Source organism: Shewanella sp. HL-SH2, assembly GCF_051164935.1.
GTDB lineage: Bacteria > Pseudomonadota > Gammaproteobacteria > Enterobacterales > Shewanellaceae > Shewanella > Shewanella glacialimarina.
Window position 1 is genome coordinate 775,597 of the sequence record NZ_CP195035.1, and the last position, 17,646, is coordinate 793,242.

Consider the following 17,646-nt stretch of genomic DNA (forward strand, 5'->3'; position numbering starts at 1 on the left):
AAACCTATTCTATGCACTTTTTTAAATTCAATCCATTTATTATCGATTTAATTAGAACCTTACCGAGTAAAGGAGGAACAGCGTTACCTATCTGTTTACCTTGTTGAGTCGAGTTGCCTAAAAAATTAAAGCTGTCAGGAAAGGTTTGGAAGCGAGCAGCATGGCGTAGCGTCATGCCATGGTTCTTCCAGGGGTGAACAAAACGGCCTTTTGAAGGGTTGTTACAGCCCGTAGTCATGGTGTTGCCAGGTAGGTGGATCATGATCCGGCCATACACATCTTTATGGCCTTTATAGCCATTTGAATGACATTTTAGAGTGTGTCCTGAGTCTTCTCTCCCCCCATTAAGAGGCGTATTTTCGAATCGGATAATCATCTTAGGTGTTGGCTGCATATTGATGTTGCATACGTCAGTCGGGTTAACTGGTTCGCCGTGTTCTAAAGATGCTAATAGTAATCTTGCATTTTCATCGGTCATTTTCGTTTTGGGACGGAAATAATCTTCGATATAAAAGTCTATTAATTCTGAAGTGAGCTTTTCAAACACGCTAGACGCGGTTTTCCATTTAGGCTCATTTTTAGTGGTTGGCGCAAAATGTGTCGCTGCAGGTGGAAAGTCTGAGTTTTCAATATTCAAATCGTTATGTGTACCAAAAATAAACACACGCTTACGGTTTTGTGGCACACCGTAGTCTTTAGCGTTTAGTATTCCGCAAAAATGAATGGTGTAGCCATGCTTTTCTGCCAACACTAACAGCTGATGTAGATAGTCTTCGTGGCGCTTCCACAGTAATCCTGCCACGTTCTCGATTAAGAAAGCTTTTGGTTGCAGGCCATCAACAAAATCGAAGTACTTTAACAGCAACTGATTTCTAGGGTCGTCAATGCCAGCATTATTGATGCGATGTGTTGAGAAGCCTTGGCATGGAGGGCCACCAAGCAATAAATCTAACTCACCGGATTTAAGTTGTAGCTCTTTCATCAAGGCGGGGAGATCGACTTCATTAATGTCACCATTAATGAGTTTTGTTGGTGCTTTTAGCTGTTCAATTAAGTTCGCTTGATAAGTAATGGAAGCGGCTTTATCTAACTCTATGGCTGCTACTACATCAATACCACATTGATGTGCGGCTAAGGAGAAGCCACCGGCACCAGCAAAGAGATCTATCGCTTTCATTAATCATTAGCCTAAACGCAAAATTCGAACCGCAAATTATACATGGCAAGCGCTATTCTGCTAGCTTTTCATTATTCAAGGTTGATGATTTCTCAGATCCTAAATCTTTTATGATGTTTCGGGTATAAGAAAGTGAGCTTGTATTGATGAATTTATGTATTTCTTTAAGACCATCATCGACAGTAAAAACCAACCCGCTCTCTAGCTCTTCATTATTTTTCGATACCGACCAAACATAACCACCACTGTATTGGTCTGGATTAGGTTCTATGTAAATATCAAAACCATCAATAGTGTCTTCAACAATTTCGGTATATGAATTACCACACATATTTTTACCTCCAATAAATGCTAAGTTTTATTGTCAGTAATCATAAATAAAGAGTCCACGGACTATGAGTCACATTGGCCTGTTTTAAACACCGGAAATGATGATTTATTGAGAAGTTAAATCATATGAGCTTGCCAAAGCCTGCCATATCGGCATATGCAACTGTTGAAAACAGGATGTTTTCGTCAAGCCCCCATGGATGGGTTTACGGCGTGTTGCAGAGGACTATGTGGCTGGCTGTTTCGCTATGTGGAAATGAGATTAAGATAAGCTATTAGATCTTCACTTGTTTCGCACTCAAAGATGTTAACAGCTTCAGTACCAGCGTATATTTCGGGGAAAGCATCATTACCTTCATTGGTGGCTGATTCGATAATGAAACGGGCGCAGTCTTCTTCACGTTCATCGGCTATTTCATGATCAACCCACAATATTTTGTATTGATCACCTTGCCTAAAATAAAAGCTTACACAAGTGTCGTTACCGTAACTATTATCGATTAAAAATGGATAATCACTAAGGCTAAACCCCAAATTAAACTGAGTCTCAAAAGCTTGTAAATATGGCTGCATGATTATTACTCTTACATTTTTTCAAGGTATATAGATTATAGTATAAACCTTGATTTTAGCGGTTTTTAGCTAACTTTTTGAGCAAAAATAGAGTTTGATATGTAAGATTATCAGTAGCGTTTGCCTATAATGATTTTGTGCTTTTGAGCTGTATATTTAGTTTGGGTTTAGCTAAAGATCGGCTAGTTTTCGAGCCGCCAGAAGTCATATTATTCCTTAGCATCACGCATTATGTTTGTAGACTTATCCGTAACCATTACTGAGGCGTGAATGGCGATGTCATTAAAGGCGTGACTTAATCATCACGGGTTAATACTTCAAGCAATTCAATTTCAAAAAACAAATCTGAATGAGGCGGGATCTTCTCGCCAATTTGACGCTCGCCGTAACCAAGGTTTGCTGGCACTGATAATTGACGCTTGCCACCGACCTTCATCGGATTGTCTCCAATAATGCCCATATACCATCCTTGAATAACCCGCTTAGCGGATATCACCACTTGAAATGTATCAGAACTGTCAAACACAGTGCCGTCGGCTAGCTTGCCAGTATATTTACAGGTAATAAGTGCGCCTTTTTCGGCGGCTTTACCCGTTCCTATTTGGGTGTCGTTGATGATTAAATCTGTCAATGTTGATGAGGTCATAGGGTGTCTTATTGATTGTTTTGTCGATTTTTGTGAATGTTATTAATGAGTGTCTGATGCCAGTAGACTGGCTAAAAAGCCAAAAAATATGCCCGTATCATAGCAGTTGATACGGGCATATTTAAAGCTGTTAGCTTAAGTAACACTCTAATAGCGTGTGGTGTTTAATTAGTTCACCGGTAAATGCTTTTGTAAAAAGGCTTCAATAGCATAAAAGGTTTTAAGTCTGTCAGCATTGTCACTAAGGTAATGGTCGCCATCTTCAAGCTCAACAAATTGGACATTTTTATTGTACTTAGTTAATGCATCAAACATATCTTCACTGTGCTCAACGTCGACAACCCGATCTTTCTCGCCGTGAATTAATAGCACTGGCACATTAATGTCTTTGGCTTTACTGACAGGGGAGCGGGCATAAAGTGCATCATAATCGTCGCCAATTTGCTGCTTCACAATTTCAAAGTTGCGGTAACGACGGTGTGACTTGACTAAGTCTTCCACATCCATCACACCACCAAAACTAATCGCACATTGAAATAAATTTTGGGTGGTTGCAACGGCCATTAATGCGGCGTAGCCTCCGTAACTTGCCCCAGCAATACAAATTCTTTTAGGGTCAGCAACGCCTTGTTCAATAAGCCAGCGTGTACCGTCTTCTACGTCGGTTTGCATTTCAAGTCCCCAGTTTTTGATACCTGCTTTCATAAAGTCGTAGCCGTATCCGTCTGACCCTCTAAAGTTCATCCGCAATACCGCGTAGCCGCGATTTGCAAAGTATTGGGTCCAATAGTCAAAACTATTGTTGTCGAAACTAATTGGTCCGCCATGGGGGAATACAATGGTGGGTAGTTTAGTTTTTAATGCGTTTTTTGGCGTTGTTAGAAAACCTTCAATATTTAAACCATCACGGGCTTTGTAGTTAATACTTTCGGTACTGGCCATTAATTCAGGGAATAAATTTTTGTAGCGATAAGCAATAGGGATCAATGTTTTGGCATCTCTGTTACCTAAATAATAAGTGCCTGAGTCGGTTGCGCTGGTAGAGAATACAATGTAACTGCGCTCGTCTTCACTGTATTGAGTAATAAAATTGCGGGTGTCGGGCAACACTTGATTCAAGCCATTAATGAGGGCGATATATTCTTCATCCCAAAAAGTGTATTCCGAGTCAGCACCATCACTTACACCTACGATTTGTTGTTTTACTTTGGAGTAAATTAACCCCCCTGTGACATCAAGATTATCGCGCTTAAACACCAGCTCTTTGGTGAGTTTAGGATCAGTGAGGTTCACTTTGAAAATAGCTTTATAGCCTTCATGGTAGGCTTGAATATATAAAATGTTAGGGTCTTCACCGAAGCCCATTGGCCAAACTTGATCTTCAGCAAACGCCTCAAATTCCCATAACGTACGATAGCTTTCATTGTTATCGGCTTGTTCAATGATTTTATAATGGGTGTCATCTTGAAAGATGCCGACTCGTACTCGATGTTGTTTGTCCGTCGTCCAATCGATGACATTTTTTACCGCATATTGCACAGCACTTGAGCGGCCGTCGGTGAGGTTAATTTTCATTACTGTTTCATTTTCTGGTTTGCTACCTAATCCAGTAAATTGCATCAGAATGTGGTCATCATCGTCTTTGAGCATATCAATAATATCAGATTGAATTTGTGGCACCCATTTAAAGCGTTTTAAAACCATGGGTTTAATCACACTTGATAATTCATTTTCAGAGATAGAATATTTAAATAACCGCCATTCATTGGTTGGCGTGCCATATCGTATGGCTGGAAACTTGGCATAAATAAATAATATGTCATTACTTGCCCAGGATAAGCCGGTAATGGTGAATTTTTGGTTGTCAGTTTGTACTGGATAAACTGACTTACCAGAAGCAACATTATAAATATTAACTAATGAGCCTTTTTGAGTATCTAAATCCAACCGAACAACTGTTGCAATGTTTTTACCATCAGGTGAAAGGGTGACATTGGTTACGTCGGGAATGCTGGCAAAAGCTTCAACAGGCAGTTGTTGTGGTGTAGAGGGAGTGGCAAATGAAGGTTGTGCAACAAGCAAAGCGAGTAACAATGCAAATGCACTGGAAAAAAGAGCTAAAGTCCGTTTCATTAAATATCCAAACTAAATTGTTATTTTGACATGTAACCAGGATGTTACCGTGTAATTCATCAAAGTTTACTGCTTTTTGAGTATTTACCCAAATTTTAGTTTAAGTCGATATTGATAATGCCAACCCAAACTAATGCTGCGAAATAGCATAAATGCACACAATGCGCCCCATAAGGCGTGGTTGCCAAAGGATTGCAAGCTCCACCAGAGTGGAAAGTAAACCCCAAAGGTGGCGATTATCATGCTGTTACGCATAATATGCCCCTGGGCGGCACCAATATAAACGCCATCAAATAAATAGCAGCCAAAGGCTAAAATAGGCATGGCGATAAGCCACATAAGGTATGTGCTGGCCGTTTGTTGCACGCTGGGGATATTGGTCAGAGCGTTGATAATATATTGACCAAACAACCAAAAGAAGACACTGAAAATAACGGCGATAATCGCTGACCAGGCAAATGCTAGGCTAACAGATTCAAACAATAAGCTGGGGTTATTTTGTCCTACAGCGCGGCCAACTTCTGCTTCGGCGTAGTAAGCTACCCCATCCAGCGCATACGATATCAACATCAATAAATTGAGCAGTACCGCATTAGCGGCTAAGGTATCGTCACCTAACCCTGCGCCATAAAAAGCCATAAAACTGAATGCCGCTTGCAGGCATAAGCTGCGAATGAATATATCGCGGTTTAAGGTGAGTAAGCGTGATAAGCCTGTAAAGCTTAAGTGTTGGGTTAACTGTGGCCAGGTAAAACCAGGCTGCTTTTGCAGCTGCTGTTTAACCATAATTACCGCCACACTAAATGCACACATATCAGCGATAACAGATGCTAAAGCCGCACCTTGTACGTTCCATTGAAAACCAATTACAAACACCACATCTAGAATAATATTAACAATGTTGGCAATAATTAGCTGCCACATAGCAGCTTTGGGTTGTTGCCTACCAAGTAGCCAGCCTAATAACACTAGGTTAGTTAAGGCGAAAGGCAATGACCAAATGCGGATCTCCACATACTGACGACAATAAAATTGTACTTGCTCGCTGGCTTCAGTTAAGTGCAGCGCTAATGACAATATCGGCTGTTGGAATAGAAGGGCGAAAAAGGCCAGCAAAAGCGCTAAACTGACCCCTTGAATAAGTAATTGCTGCTGGGTATGGTGATCGTTTGCGCCAAAAGCTTGTGCCACTAACCCTGTGGTCGACATACGTAAAAAGCCTAATAACCATATTATTAAGGTAATAATGGTACTGCCCAGCGCCACTCCGCCTAAGTAATAGGCTTCACCAAGATGGCCAATAACCGCAGTGTCCACTAAGCCTAATAGTGGCACTGTGATATTAGATAAAATCATTGGAATGGCTAGCGCCATTAATTGGCGGTTTTTATCGCCATTTAACAGTAAACGAAACACAGACATATTTGGGAAACACTATGCTTAAAAAAGTCATGTTAGTGGCGGGCGCAATATTAACGGGGGTTATATCGTCATTGGCCAATGCCGTGGTGATATTACAATACCACCATGTGTCTGACAGTACACCCAAAAGTACCTCAGTTACCCTAGCTCAATTTGCCGAACAAATGCAATATTTGGCTGACAACGACTTTACGGTTATGTCTCTGACTCAGGCTGTTGAACAAATAAAATTGCAGCAAACTGGATCGCCTAAGCAAATCGTTATTACCTTTGATGATGGTTATGACAGCATTATTGAAAATGCCGCACCTATTTTAGCTAAGCATCAATTCCCATTTACTGTGTTTATCTCTGTTAAGCCTATCGATGCAGAATATAAGGGGATGATGAGCTGGCAGCAGATAAACAAACTTACTGAACAAGGGGCGACAATCGCCAATCATAGTTGGGGGCATGAGCATTTAATTCGCTATCTTGCCAATGAAACCACTGTGCAATGGCGGCAGCGGGTTGGGCAAAACCTGTTGAAAACAGAAGCTGAAATTAAGCAGCAAACAGGGCAAAGTGTGAAAATGCTGGCATATCCATATGGTGAATATAATGCTGAGTTAACCTCATTGCTGGATGAGTTGGGTTTTGTCGGCTTGGGTCAGCAATCGGGTGCCGCAGGTCAGTATTCATCACTCACGGCATTGCCGCGTTTCCCGGTAGCCTTTGATTACGCGGAACTGTCTGAGTTAACACTAAAGTTTACCAGCTTGAACATGCCGGTAATTAAGCAAAACATTACCGATCCACAATTAAAAAATGGCCAATGGCGCCCTTTGCTTGAGGTAACCGTCGACACCACTGATATTGATAAGCACCAAATGATGTGTTTTGTGCAGGGCCAGGGAAGTCAGCCTACTATTTGGGTTAATGATAATACTTTTTCTGTGCAGGCGAAGCGCGATTTACCCGCAGGACGAAAGCGCTACAATTGTACTGTGCCTAGTAAAACCCAAACAGGCTATTATTGGTTTTCACAAGCTTGGGTAAGGCCTAAAAATGATGGTACTTGGCGTGAAGAATAGCGAAACCTATTCTCATAAAAACACATTAACTGATGGTGAGTAAGGTCAGTAGTTTGTCGCTAATTTGAGTTAGAGGTAATACTTCACTGGCTGCCTCAATGGCAACCGCGGCACTGGGCATTTGCCACACCAACGACGAAGCTTCATCTTGGGCTATGGTATAAGCCCCTTTTTGTTTCATTGCAAGCAGACCTGTGCTGCCATCGGCGCCCATTCCGGTCAGTATAATACCAACAGAGTTTTGAGCCGCATGTTCAGCGACGCTATTAAATAATACGTCTATCGAGGGTTTATGGCGGTTTACTGGCCCAGTGTTAAGTAGTTTTGTTTTAAAGTGGTTGCCTTCAGGTTCGATGGCTAAATGCTGATCCCCTGGGGCAATATAAACGTTACCTGGGGTGAGCTTTTCACCGCCTTGGGCTTCTATCACATTTAAGTGGCAATTTTGATTTAGCCTAGCTACAAATGAGCTGCTAAATACTGGCTGTATATGCTGGGTAATCACAATGGGTGGCATATTTGCGGGTAATGCCATCAGAATGGTTTGAATCGCTTCAATGCCTCCTGTTGACGCCCCTATGGCGATAAGTCCATTTTTAAACTTCCCCGTCACTGGGGGAGCTATTGCATGATGATGGCGAATAGCCGGTGGTGCATCAAAGGACACTTGTCCTGCAGCGGTGACTTTTTGAACTAAATTATTTTGAAATAATGATAGGCTATTTTGATAATGGTTTTGTGGCTTAACAATATAATCTATAGCCCCCAAAGAGAGTGCTTCTAAGGTGATGTCGGCTGCCTTTTTAGTGAGCGAAGACACCATCAAGACTGGCATGGGTCTTAGGCGCATTAAATTACGCAAAAAAGCCAGCCCATCCATTTTTAGCATGTCAACATCAAGGGTTAACACATCAGGTGAAAGTTGTTTAATAAGTTCGCGAGCTTCATAGGGATCTTCTGCTTCACCCACAACAATAATATTATCATCAGTATCAAGCATCTGAGTGAGTCGCTGGCGCATTAAGGCAGAATCATCTATGACCAATACTTTAATCATTTAGCCTCCTTTCAAGTGGTGATAATAATACGTTACTCCCTTACGGGCGAAATAAATAGCGTGTCCTATAAACTAGACACCAGTAGTTAAGTTATGCTGGCTTTGAGCGTGATTAATTCATAACGGTTTGAACGTTGAGTTATGCGTTGGTTCACCTATTTTTGAAAAATGAGCGGGAGTACCTTTCAAGTATTGGTGCCTTTATAGGCAGAGTCAAGTATCTGATGTGTAAAGCAATGATATAAAATATTTAAAGTGTACTTTTTAGGGCTTACGGTTTTTTAAGCATAATCAACAGTTGTTAAGTGTTATCAACGATCTTTTTAAAATCAGCAATTAGCTCATTATTCAGTATTTGAGGTGTCTCACCCGGCTTAGGCTTGGCTTTAAATACCGCTATTTTTTCCGCATTAGGTGAGACCAGTACATATGATGCACTGTGGTCGACTTGATAATCATCACCATCACCTACCATTGCATAAGCAAAGCCGAGATCGCGGCTAAAGGGAAATAGCTGAGCGTGTTCAGCGGTAATGGCTTTAAAGTCACTATTAAAAAAGTTGATGTAATCTAGACGTTTGGTTTGCGTGTCACGGTCAGGATCGGCTGATACAAACACCACTTGTATGGAGTCAGATATTTGCTGTAACGCGGGATAAGCTGCGGCTAATTTATTAAGCGTTGTTGGGCACACATCTGGGCATGAGGTGAAGCCGATAAAAAATAGGCTCCATTTACCTGTTAAATTTTTATTAGTAAAAGTATTGCCATATTGATCACTCAAACTAAACGGCGCTAATTTACGAGGATTATCGTAAATAAAGCTGGTGGCTAAATCTAGGGAGTCGTATTGCGGCTTAGCAAGTGACGTTGAAGGCATATTATCTGCAGGGCTTAGCCATTGATTAGCGACTATGCCCCCGAATGCCATAATGATCAGTGCGACGATAATACTGCGCTTACCCATTTACCACTTCCCTAGATATTGATGTTAGCTGCCAATTTAGCTTGTGCATTGTTACTGTAAGTCACGATTAAACTTAACGGATTAATTCACCCACAAGTAATGATCAACCAGCAAGATGATAAATAGCACCATTAAGTGGTATATAGAAAACTTAAACACATTCATCGCTAAACCTGAGTAGTCATGGTACTTAAGCTGCCAAGCTTTATAAATAAATCCACAACTCAGTAGCGTTGAACCAACCAAATAAACCGGGCCACACATTCCGACTAATACGGGTAATAAACACGCTATGGCTAATAGGACTGTGTATAACAAAATGCAGGTTTTGGTAAACTCAACGCCGTGGGTAACTGGCAGCATTGGAATATCAACCTTGGCGTACTCTTTACGTCGATGAATAGCTAGCGCCCAGAAATGCGGCGGTGTCCAGGTGAAAATAATAATCACCAACAATAACGCATGACCATGCATTTCATTGGTGACAGCAGTCCAGCCAAGTAAAGGGGGCATTGCGCCTGCTAAGCCGCCAATTACAATGTTTTGCGATGTTGCACGTTTCAAATACGTGGTATAGACCAAGGCGTAACCAATTAGGCTGGCAAAGGTAAGCCAAGCTGTGAGGGGATTAACCCAGGCATACAGCATCACAAATCCTAGCACCCCAATAGATACCGCAAACACTGCCGCTTTTACGCCAGATATTTTACCTTTAGGCAATGGACGGTTATAGGTTCGCGCCATTAGGCCATCTATTTTTCGGTCAATAAGGTGATTAAAAGCGGCTGCTGCGCCTGCCATTAATCCTATGCCGACCATACCGACAATTAAAGGTTGTAGTGGTACGGCTCCTGGTAATGCTAGACACATGCCGACTAACACCGTCAGTAGCATCAATGCTACCACTTTGGGTTTAGTCATTTCAAAGTATGCCCGCCACTGTAATGTGAGAGCCGCACTTGGAGCGTTGAGGATGATCGGTTTTGTCATTGTTATGTCCTCTAGTTACGCTTTACGCCATAGGGCGTAGTTAATAAATACCATGGTGAGCAGTAATAATGCTGCGCCGCCATTATGTGAAACTGCAATGCCTAATGGTAAATTCATCACCACATTGCTGATGCCTAACGCAACTTGCACAATTACCATTAAAATAAGTAAATAGGCACTGGTGCGAATGGTGGATGATTGTGCTTTTAATAACTTGAACGCCAACCAAACAAGCATTACTGCGGTGAATACTCCCCAAATACGATGAGTGATGTGAATCGTCATTCTGGTTGAATAATCTAATACCCCATATTCAAAACTGGGATGGTCACCTTGAAAGGGTGAAAACGCATCGGCAAAGCGCAGATTGTCTATCCAATTCCCCTCACAAATTGGCAAAGTGGTACAGGCCAGTGCAGCATAGTTAGAGGATGTCCAACCACCCAACATGATTTGCACCACTAATACCACTAAGCCTATAGCAGCCAATGGCGCCAGTTTTCGAGCATAAGTATCACCGCCGGGAATACGTAACGGCTTGGTACGTAAATACAAAATGAATAATAGTGAGAATAGGGCAAAACCGCCGATTAAGTGAGACATCACTACAATCGGCATCAGTTTCATGGTGACCGTCCACATCCCTAACGCGGCTTGAAAAATGATTAAGGCTGAGATAAATATTGGCAACTTTTTTGGCGCTTCACGTTGCTTTAAACACATGATTAAAATCACCAGCACCATAAGGCCTAATGTGCCAGCAATGTAGCGATGGATCATTTCAAGCCAAGCTTTTTTCGGTTCAATAGTGTGTTCAGGAAAATGGGTTTCGACTTTTGCCAGTTCATGGCTTTCATTGGGAACGGTTAAATGACCATAACACCCAGGCCAGTCAGGACAGCCTAAGCCCGCATCTGACAGGCGGGTGTAAGCGCCCATTAGAATTACCATTAAGGTAAATACTAAGGTGAATTTAATCAGTTGAGGAATATGCATTAACCCACCCTCGACAACTTAAGCATTTTACGTAGGTCGGCAATGATCGCTTTGCCCTGAACAATATTGGCATCACGCCCCAATACTGCGTCATATTGCATGACTAAACTGCCTAATGGGTCGACGATAATCATTTGTTGTAACCGTAATAATTCAGCCATCTTGCTATTAATTACGGCGGTATCAAAAGGAATGTGCAGCTGTTTAAGCGCCTCGATATCACTGTTGTCTTGCAGCAGTATCATTGGAACTATTCTGTCGCGGTCTCGCCCAAGGGCAATGTGACTTTGATTAATAATATATAATCTGTCTACACATTGTTCATCGCACTTTTCTGGCAGTAAATATACCAATTGCCATAAATGTGGCTTAGGGTTATCCATGTCTAGGGTGCTGTATGTAAGGTCTGTACTGAGTAGCGCGCCTTTATTGGTTGCGCCGCCATGGTACAAATCCATACTTAATACTAGTTTGGCCAATGCCACAGGCACTAAAAACACCACAAACAAAAGTATTAATGTTTTATTACTTTTTCTAGGTTGGGAGTTCATTCTCTCTCCTCTTATTACTTGTTATATAATGGAAAAATATTTAACGCCTTAATTGCTGCCACTTTTTCAGTGTCAGCCAAGTCATTAATCCTAAAAACACTGCGGCCATAGTGAACCATTGCAGTGCGTATCCTTGATGTTTATGGGCCGATAATGGAATGGGTTGCCAGGGTTGTGGTAAGTCCACATGGGGCACATTGTCAGGTTGTAAAACCACAGGTAATAATGGATACCCCAGTGTTTGTGATAACTCATCTATGGCAATATTTTGAAAGCGCATAGGATTACCCGTTTCAGCCATAAGATGGTCGCTAAGTGGATTAGTTTGCTTTTGATAAATTCGCCCGAGCAATTTGTATCGCCCAGCTGGAATAGGGTTAATTTGCGGCAAAATACGGCGATCTTTATTGGCTGGTATAAAGCCAAGTTCGACTAATAATCGAGGCTCTGTTTGCTTTACTTGGAATACTTGGTAGGCCAAGTAACCCACTTGACCTTGGTATACTTGATTATCGAGTAATAAAACCTTGTCAGAGGCTGGCGAAGCTGAAACGGCTACACGGTAGCCTGTCAAAATATTTGTCTCAGACGCATCGGCTGTCTGTGAAGTAATGATTTGTTGTAAGGACTTAAAGGTAATTGCAGGTTGATTTTGTCTTTCAATTAACGTTTGTTCCCAAGCTTGTTTGAATTCGGCTCTATCAAGTTGCCACAAACCCAGCTTGACCAGAATGCTAAACACGCTCACAGTAATAGCAACAAAAACAAACGCGGCCCAACCTATACCCGCAAAAGGATTGCCTGTGACAGCCCCTCTGTTCGTTAAGTTAGTTTTAGTGCTACTGCTTGTATTCATTCTATTTAATTTAGCCCGCGCATTATTTATTATGGTTAAAGGTGAAAACACTCAGTCTATGAGTCGCTTTTTAGGGCGTAGGGTAATGTTTTCTGCATTCGTGGTTATTCTGTTATTAATTGCCATGGGACTAGGCATTATTGAGCCTAACCCACGGCCTTACTAATATGTGCTATTTACCTGTTGCTACAACACGTAAACGAACACAAATAAACATAACCACACCACATCAACAAAGTGCCAATACCAACTACCTGCTTGGAAGGCAAAATGTTTATCTTGGGTAAAATGGCCTTTCAACACCCTTAAAAACAGTACAATTAAAAATACAGTCCCTAAGGTGACGTGCATACCGTGAAAACCGGTTAACAAGAAGAAGGTATTGCCATAAATTCCCGACTCAAGCGTTAAGCCCATTTCATGGTAAGCGTGGGTATATTCTTCTACTTGTAAAAACAAAAACGCAGAACCTAAAAGAATGGTCAGTCCTAGCCAAATTTTCAGTGGTGTACGTTTCGCTTTTTCTAAACTTGTGTGAGCAAAATGTAAGGTTACCGAAGAGGTTAATAACAATATCGTATTGATAAGCGGTAAACCTGTCCATGGCATGGCTTTGGTGGTGGTGCCATCTGGAGTCTTAACCAGTGGCCATACTGCTTCAAATGCTGGCCACAATACTTCATGGGTCATGGCATTATTTGATGCACCGCCTAACCAGGGCATTGCAATCATTCTGGCATAAAATAATGCGCCAAAAAATGCCCCGAAGAACATGATTTCAGAGAAAATAAACCAGCTCATTCCTTGACGAAAAGAACGGTCCATTTGCGCCGAATACAAACCGGACATAGATTCATCAATCACGGTTTTAAACCAACCAAAAATCATAAATATGATCACAGCGATACCGGTTATTAGAATATAACCGCCATAACTGGCTTCAGTTGATAGTTGTTGTACGTAACTGCCTGCGCCAAAGGCGATTAAAAATAGGCCTATTGCACCAATGATAGGCCAGGCACTTTGTGCTGGCACATAATAGGTTTCATGCTTTGTGGTCATTTTGCTGCTCCTTGCTTTACACCACCGCCGACTTTGTCGGTAATGTCATAAAGGGTATAAGAGAGAGTCAATGTATGAATGGATTCTGGTAAATCAGGATCCACGTAAAAAACCAGTGGAAGTTCAGCGCTTGCTGATGCCGCTAGCGGTTGTTGATTAAAACAAAAACACTCTGTTTTATTAAAATAGGCTGCACCTTGACCAGGTGATACTGAAGGTATCGCCTGGCCAACCGTGTCTTTTGTCGATAAGTTTTTGGCATAAAACTTCGCATGGGTAAGCTCTCCAGGGTGCACTGTAATACGATTGACCTGAGGCTTAAATTCCCAAGACATATCAGATTGCACCTGCGCGACAAATTCAATGGTAACGGTGCGGCTTTTATCTACAATCACCGCTTGGTAAGTGCTGGCGGTGCTTTGGGGTTTGCCATTAATCCCCAAGGCATCACACAGCACGTCATACAAAGGCACCAACGCAAAACCAAAGCCGAACATACCCACAGCGCCCAAAATAAGCAGGGTCAGTAATTTACGATTCGATTTTGTTGGCTGATTCATCTCATTTTATCTCTGGTGGGGTAGTAAACGAGTGATATGGAGCAGGACTCGGAAGGGTCCATTCCAATCCTTCAGCACCTTCCCATGGTTTATCTGGTGCTTTTTCACCACCTTTAATGCATTTAAGCACTACGGCTAAGAAAATAAACTGAGACAATCCAAAGGCAAATCCACCAATTGATACAATCTGGTTAACGTCGGCAAACTGAATTGCGTAATCAGGAATTCGACGTGGCATACCAGCAAGTCCTAAGAAATGCATTGGGAAAAACAGCACGTTAACCGAAATGACCGAGCACCAGAAATGCCATTTACCTAAGGTTTCGTTGTACATATGACCGGTCCACTTAGGTAGCCAATAGTAAGCAGCGGCCATAATGGAAAATATTGCCCCAGTAACCAGTACGTAATGGAAATGAGCCACCACAAAATAGGTGTCATGGTACTGGAAATCTGCCGGTGTAATGGCCAGCATTAACCCTGAGAAACCGCCAATAGTGAACAAAATAATAAAGGCGATAGCAAACAGCATGGGCGTTTCAAACGTTAAAGAACCGCGCCACATGGTTGCTACCCAGTTAAATATTTTTACACCCGTTGGTACGGCAATCAGCATGGTGCAGTACATGAAGAACAGCTCTGCAAATACCGGCATACCCGTGGTGAACATATGATGTGCCCACACTAAGAATGACAGCACCGCAATACTGGCGGTCGCATATACCATTGACGAGTACCCAAATAGCTTCTTACGGCTAAAGGCGGGCACAATGGCAGAGATAATACCGAATGACGGTAAAATCATGATGTACACTTCAGGATGACCAAAGAACCAGAAAATATGCTGGAACATAACAGGGTCGCCACCACCTGCGGCATCAAAAAAGCTGGTGCCGAAGTATTTATCGGTTAACACCATGGTGACCACACCAGCCAGTACTGGCATTACCGCAATCAGCAAGAATGCAGTAATAAGCCATGTCCACACGAATAAAGGTAACTTCATCCATGTCATTCCTGGTGCGCGCATATTAACTATGGTCACAATCACGTTGATTGCGCCCATAATCGAGCTAATCCCCATAATGTGTATCGAGAACACAAACAGTGCTGTGCTATCTGGACTGTAGGTGGTAGATAACGGTGCGTAGAATGTCCAACCAAAGTTAGGTCCACCGCCTTCCATAAATAATGTGCTAAGTAACATGGTAAAGGCGAAGGGTAAAATCCAAAAGCTCCAGTTGTTCATGCGAGGTAATGCCATATCTGGCGCACCAATCATCATAGGTATTAGCCAGTTAGCTAAGCCGGTAAAGGCTGGCATAACAGCACCAAATACCATGATAAGGCCATGAACTGTGGTCATTTGATTGAAAAAGTTAGGTTCAACTAGTTGTAAGCCTGGTTGAAATAACTCAGCGCGGATCACCATTGCCATGGCACCGCCAGTTAGAAACATAATAAAACTAAACCATAAATACAAAGAGCCAATGTCTTTATGGTTAGTGGTTAGCAGCCAGCGCATAATGCCCTTAGGGGCACCATGATGATGGTCGTCATGGACTGCAGTATCGTGCGTAGATGTACTCATTAATTATCCCCTACTGTCCATGGCTATTGACATCGGCTGCTTGCACCGTATCGCCTGAATTGTTACCCCATGCATTACGCTCGTAAGTGATCACCGCTGCCATTTGGCGTGGTGATAATGAACTGGCGAAAGCTTGCATCGCGGTACCAGGTTTACCGTTGTGAACGATATTGATATGCGCATCAACAGGGCCAGTAATTATGGGACTACCAATCAATGATGGGAACGCACCAGGTAAACCAGCACCTGTTGCTTGATGACAAGCAGCACAAGACGATGTGTATACCTGTAGACCTTCGGTCATTAACTGCTCATAAGTTAATTCCGTCAAATCTACCTCTTTCACCTCGGCGACAATGTCGACAGCTTTGGTAACTGCAGCATTGACTTGCTCAGATGGATCGGCAGATACAACTGCTTGAGTGCTGGTATTTGCTTGATTAGGTTCTGCTGCATTAATACCACTGGCAACATTGCTTACATCAACAGCCTGAATAACATCACCGGAGTCGTTCCCCCAAGCATTACGCTCATAGGTGACAACCGCGGCAATATCTTTGGCGGTTAACTGTTTTGCAAATGATTGCATTGCTGTTCCAGGCTTACCATTAAGCACAATATTAATATGGCCATCGACAGGCCCCTTAATGAGTGGGCTGCCAATAAGAGATGGGAATACACCGGGTAAGCCTGCACCATTAGGTTGGTGACATGCTGCACATGTAGAGAGGTAAATTTGTTCGCCTTTGGTCATTAACTCTTCTTTTGAAAGAGTTTCTGACAAGGCTGCTTGAGCCGCGGCAGCTGCATTATTGGCAAGCTGTTTTTGGTCTAAAAGCCACGCATCATATTCCGCTTCAGGCAACGCCTGAACCACAATAGGCATAAATCCATGGTCTTTGCCGCATAATTCAGCACATTGACCACGGTAAGTTCCTGCTTTATCAATTCGTGTCCAAGCTTCGTTAATAAAGCCTGGGTTAGCATCCTTTTTAACCGCAAAAGCTGGAACCCACCAAGAGTGGATAACATCATCTGATGTCATTAAAAAACGCACTTTCCGATTGAGAGGCAGTACCAAAGGTTTATCTACTTCTAATAAGTAGGTTGCGCTTTTAGTTTCATCACCGTCAATTTGGGTGCGAGGAGTGGATAAAATGCTATAGAACTCGACATCTTCATTAAAATAACTGTAATGCCATTTCCACTGCGAACCAGTGATCTTAATGGTTAAGTCCGCGTCAGACGGATCTTCCATAGCGATAAGGGTTTTAGTGGCTGGAATGGCCATACCAATTAAAATAACAAATGGGATCACGGTCCAAGCAATTTCTACTTTGGTACTTTCATGAAAATTTGCCGCGACCGCGCCTTTGGATTTACGATGATAGATCATTGAATAAATCATGATCCCGAACACCACAACACCAATAGCACAGCAAATATAAAGAATAATCATATGGAGGTCATAAACCTGGCCACTGATATTCGTTACACCCTTTGTCATGTTGAGGGGCATTTCGTTTGCCCCAAGTGGAGGTGCCAGTAACACCGCCATTACACAATACAACCATTGCTTCACAAGACTTCTCCTCTGCCAATTGCGAATAGCAACTACAAAGAAGAGTCACACAGTAAGTCTCTGCTCTATGTAAACTCTTC

At 42.3% G+C, this 17,646-nt stretch carries 18 protein-coding genes; 2 read left to right on the plus strand and 16 right to left on the minus strand.

The annotated features are described in order from the left end of the window. Positions 1 to 4: 4 nt before the first annotated feature. The 6 genes from ACRWP9_RS03325 to dinF form a co-directional block, all read right to left on the minus strand. Complete coding sequence (locus ACRWP9_RS03325) at positions 5 to 1,177, minus strand: DNA cytosine methyltransferase (RefSeq protein WP_434927829.1); 1,173 nt, start codon at positions 1,175 to 1,177, stop codon at positions 5 to 7. Positions 1,178 to 1,229: 52 nt separating this feature from the next. Continuing rightward, on the minus strand, positions 1,230 to 1,508 hold the full coding sequence (locus ACRWP9_RS03330) for a hypothetical protein (protein WP_434927830.1): 279 nt from the start codon (positions 1,506 to 1,508) through the stop codon (positions 1,230 to 1,232). A 245-nt stretch (positions 1,509 to 1,753) separates the two neighbouring features. Further along, entirely contained in the window at positions 1,754 to 2,080 is a 327-nt protein-coding gene (locus tag ACRWP9_RS03335; RefSeq protein ID WP_434927831.1) for a hypothetical protein, read from the minus strand. A 295-nt stretch (positions 2,081 to 2,375) separates the two neighbouring features. Further along, positions 2,376 to 2,726: an FKBP-type peptidyl-prolyl cis-trans isomerase gene (locus ACRWP9_RS03340; protein ID WP_434927832.1), complete on the minus strand. Its 351-nt coding sequence runs from the start codon at positions 2,724 to 2,726 to the stop codon at positions 2,376 to 2,378. Positions 2,727 to 2,894: 168 nt separating this feature from the next. After that, the gene (locus tag ACRWP9_RS03345; protein WP_434927834.1) at positions 2,895 to 4,859 is read right to left on the minus strand and encodes an alpha/beta fold hydrolase; all 1,965 of its coding nucleotides are present in this window, start codon (positions 4,857 to 4,859) and stop codon (positions 2,895 to 2,897) included. Between the two features lie 84 nt (positions 4,860 to 4,943). Then, positions 4,944 to 6,281 carry an MATE family efflux transporter DinF gene (gene dinF, locus ACRWP9_RS03350; protein WP_434927835.1) on the minus strand — a complete coding sequence of 446 codons (1,338 nt, stop codon included), beginning with the start codon at positions 6,279 to 6,281 and terminating at the stop codon, positions 4,944 to 4,946. A 14-nt stretch (positions 6,282 to 6,295) separates the two neighbouring features. On the opposite strand from dinF, the gene ACRWP9_RS03355 reads away from it, so the two are divergent. Continuing rightward, positions 6,296 to 7,354, plus strand: coding sequence for a polysaccharide deacetylase family protein (locus ACRWP9_RS03355; RefSeq protein WP_434927837.1), 1,059 nt, complete (start codon positions 6,296 to 6,298; stop codon positions 7,352 to 7,354). Between the two features lie 25 nt (positions 7,355 to 7,379). Here ACRWP9_RS03355 and ACRWP9_RS03360 read toward each other — a convergent pair whose 3' ends face one another. The 6 genes from ACRWP9_RS03360 to ACRWP9_RS03385 all read right to left on the minus strand — a co-directional run bounded on the left by ACRWP9_RS03360 (position 7,380) and on the right by ACRWP9_RS03385 (position 12,663). Next, positions 7,380 to 8,411 carry a protein-glutamate methylesterase/protein-glutamine glutaminase gene (locus ACRWP9_RS03360; RefSeq protein ID WP_434927839.1) on the minus strand — a complete coding sequence of 344 codons (1,032 nt, stop codon included), beginning with the start codon at positions 8,409 to 8,411 and terminating at the stop codon, positions 7,380 to 7,382. A 301-nt stretch (positions 8,412 to 8,712) separates the two neighbouring features. Continuing rightward, a complete protein-coding gene (locus ACRWP9_RS03365; protein ID WP_434927840.1) occupies positions 8,713 to 9,378 on the minus strand; it encodes an SCO family protein in 666 nt (221 codons plus the stop codon). An 81-nt stretch (positions 9,379 to 9,459) separates the two neighbouring features. Further along, positions 9,460 to 10,368: a heme o synthase gene (gene cyoE / locus ACRWP9_RS03370; RefSeq protein ID WP_434927841.1), complete on the minus strand. Its 909-nt coding sequence runs from the start codon at positions 10,366 to 10,368 to the stop codon at positions 9,460 to 9,462. Between the two features lie 15 nt (positions 10,369 to 10,383). Beyond that, positions 10,384 to 11,364: a COX15/CtaA family protein gene (locus ACRWP9_RS03375; protein WP_434927843.1), complete on the minus strand. Its 981-nt coding sequence runs from the start codon at positions 11,362 to 11,364 to the stop codon at positions 10,384 to 10,386. Then, positions 11,364 to 11,915: a hypothetical protein gene (locus tag ACRWP9_RS03380; protein WP_226411906.1), complete on the minus strand. Its 552-nt coding sequence runs from the start codon at positions 11,913 to 11,915 to the stop codon at positions 11,364 to 11,366. The genes ACRWP9_RS03375 and ACRWP9_RS03380 overlap by 1 nt, the downstream gene beginning before the upstream one ends. 40 nt (positions 11,916 to 11,955) lie before the next feature. After that, a complete protein-coding gene (locus ACRWP9_RS03385; protein WP_434927844.1) occupies positions 11,956 to 12,663 on the minus strand; it encodes an SURF1 family protein in 708 nt (235 codons plus the stop codon). Between the two features lie 55 nt (positions 12,664 to 12,718). Between ACRWP9_RS03385 and ACRWP9_RS03390 the strand changes: the two genes are divergently transcribed. Further along, a complete protein-coding gene (locus ACRWP9_RS03390) occupies positions 12,719 to 12,937 on the plus strand; it encodes a DUF2909 domain-containing protein (RefSeq protein ID WP_226411902.1) in 219 nt (72 codons plus the stop codon). Between the two features lie 20 nt (positions 12,938 to 12,957). Here ACRWP9_RS03390 and ACRWP9_RS03395 read toward each other — a convergent pair whose 3' ends face one another. The 4 genes from ACRWP9_RS03395 to coxB are packed head-to-tail and all read right to left on the minus strand — an operon-like array spanning position 12,958 to position 17,566. Then, positions 12,958 to 13,833, minus strand: coding sequence for a cytochrome c oxidase subunit 3 (locus ACRWP9_RS03395; RefSeq protein ID WP_434927845.1), 876 nt, complete (start codon positions 13,831 to 13,833; stop codon positions 12,958 to 12,960). Continuing rightward, complete coding sequence (locus tag ACRWP9_RS03400; protein ID WP_434927846.1) at positions 13,830 to 14,393, minus strand: cytochrome c oxidase assembly protein; 564 nt, start codon at positions 14,391 to 14,393, stop codon at positions 13,830 to 13,832. Before ACRWP9_RS03400 ends, ACRWP9_RS03395 begins: the two co-directional genes overlap by 4 nt. Before the next feature lies 1 nt (position 14,394). Continuing rightward, on the minus strand, positions 14,395 to 15,984 hold the full coding sequence (ctaD, locus tag ACRWP9_RS03405) for a cytochrome c oxidase subunit I (protein WP_434927847.1): 1,590 nt from the start codon (positions 15,982 to 15,984) through the stop codon (positions 14,395 to 14,397). 10 nt (positions 15,985 to 15,994) lie between these two features. After that, positions 15,995 to 17,566 carry a cytochrome c oxidase subunit II gene (gene coxB / locus ACRWP9_RS03410; protein WP_434927848.1) on the minus strand — a complete coding sequence of 524 codons (1,572 nt, stop codon included), beginning with the start codon at positions 17,564 to 17,566 and terminating at the stop codon, positions 15,995 to 15,997. Between the last annotated feature and the right edge of the window lie 80 nt (positions 17,567 to 17,646).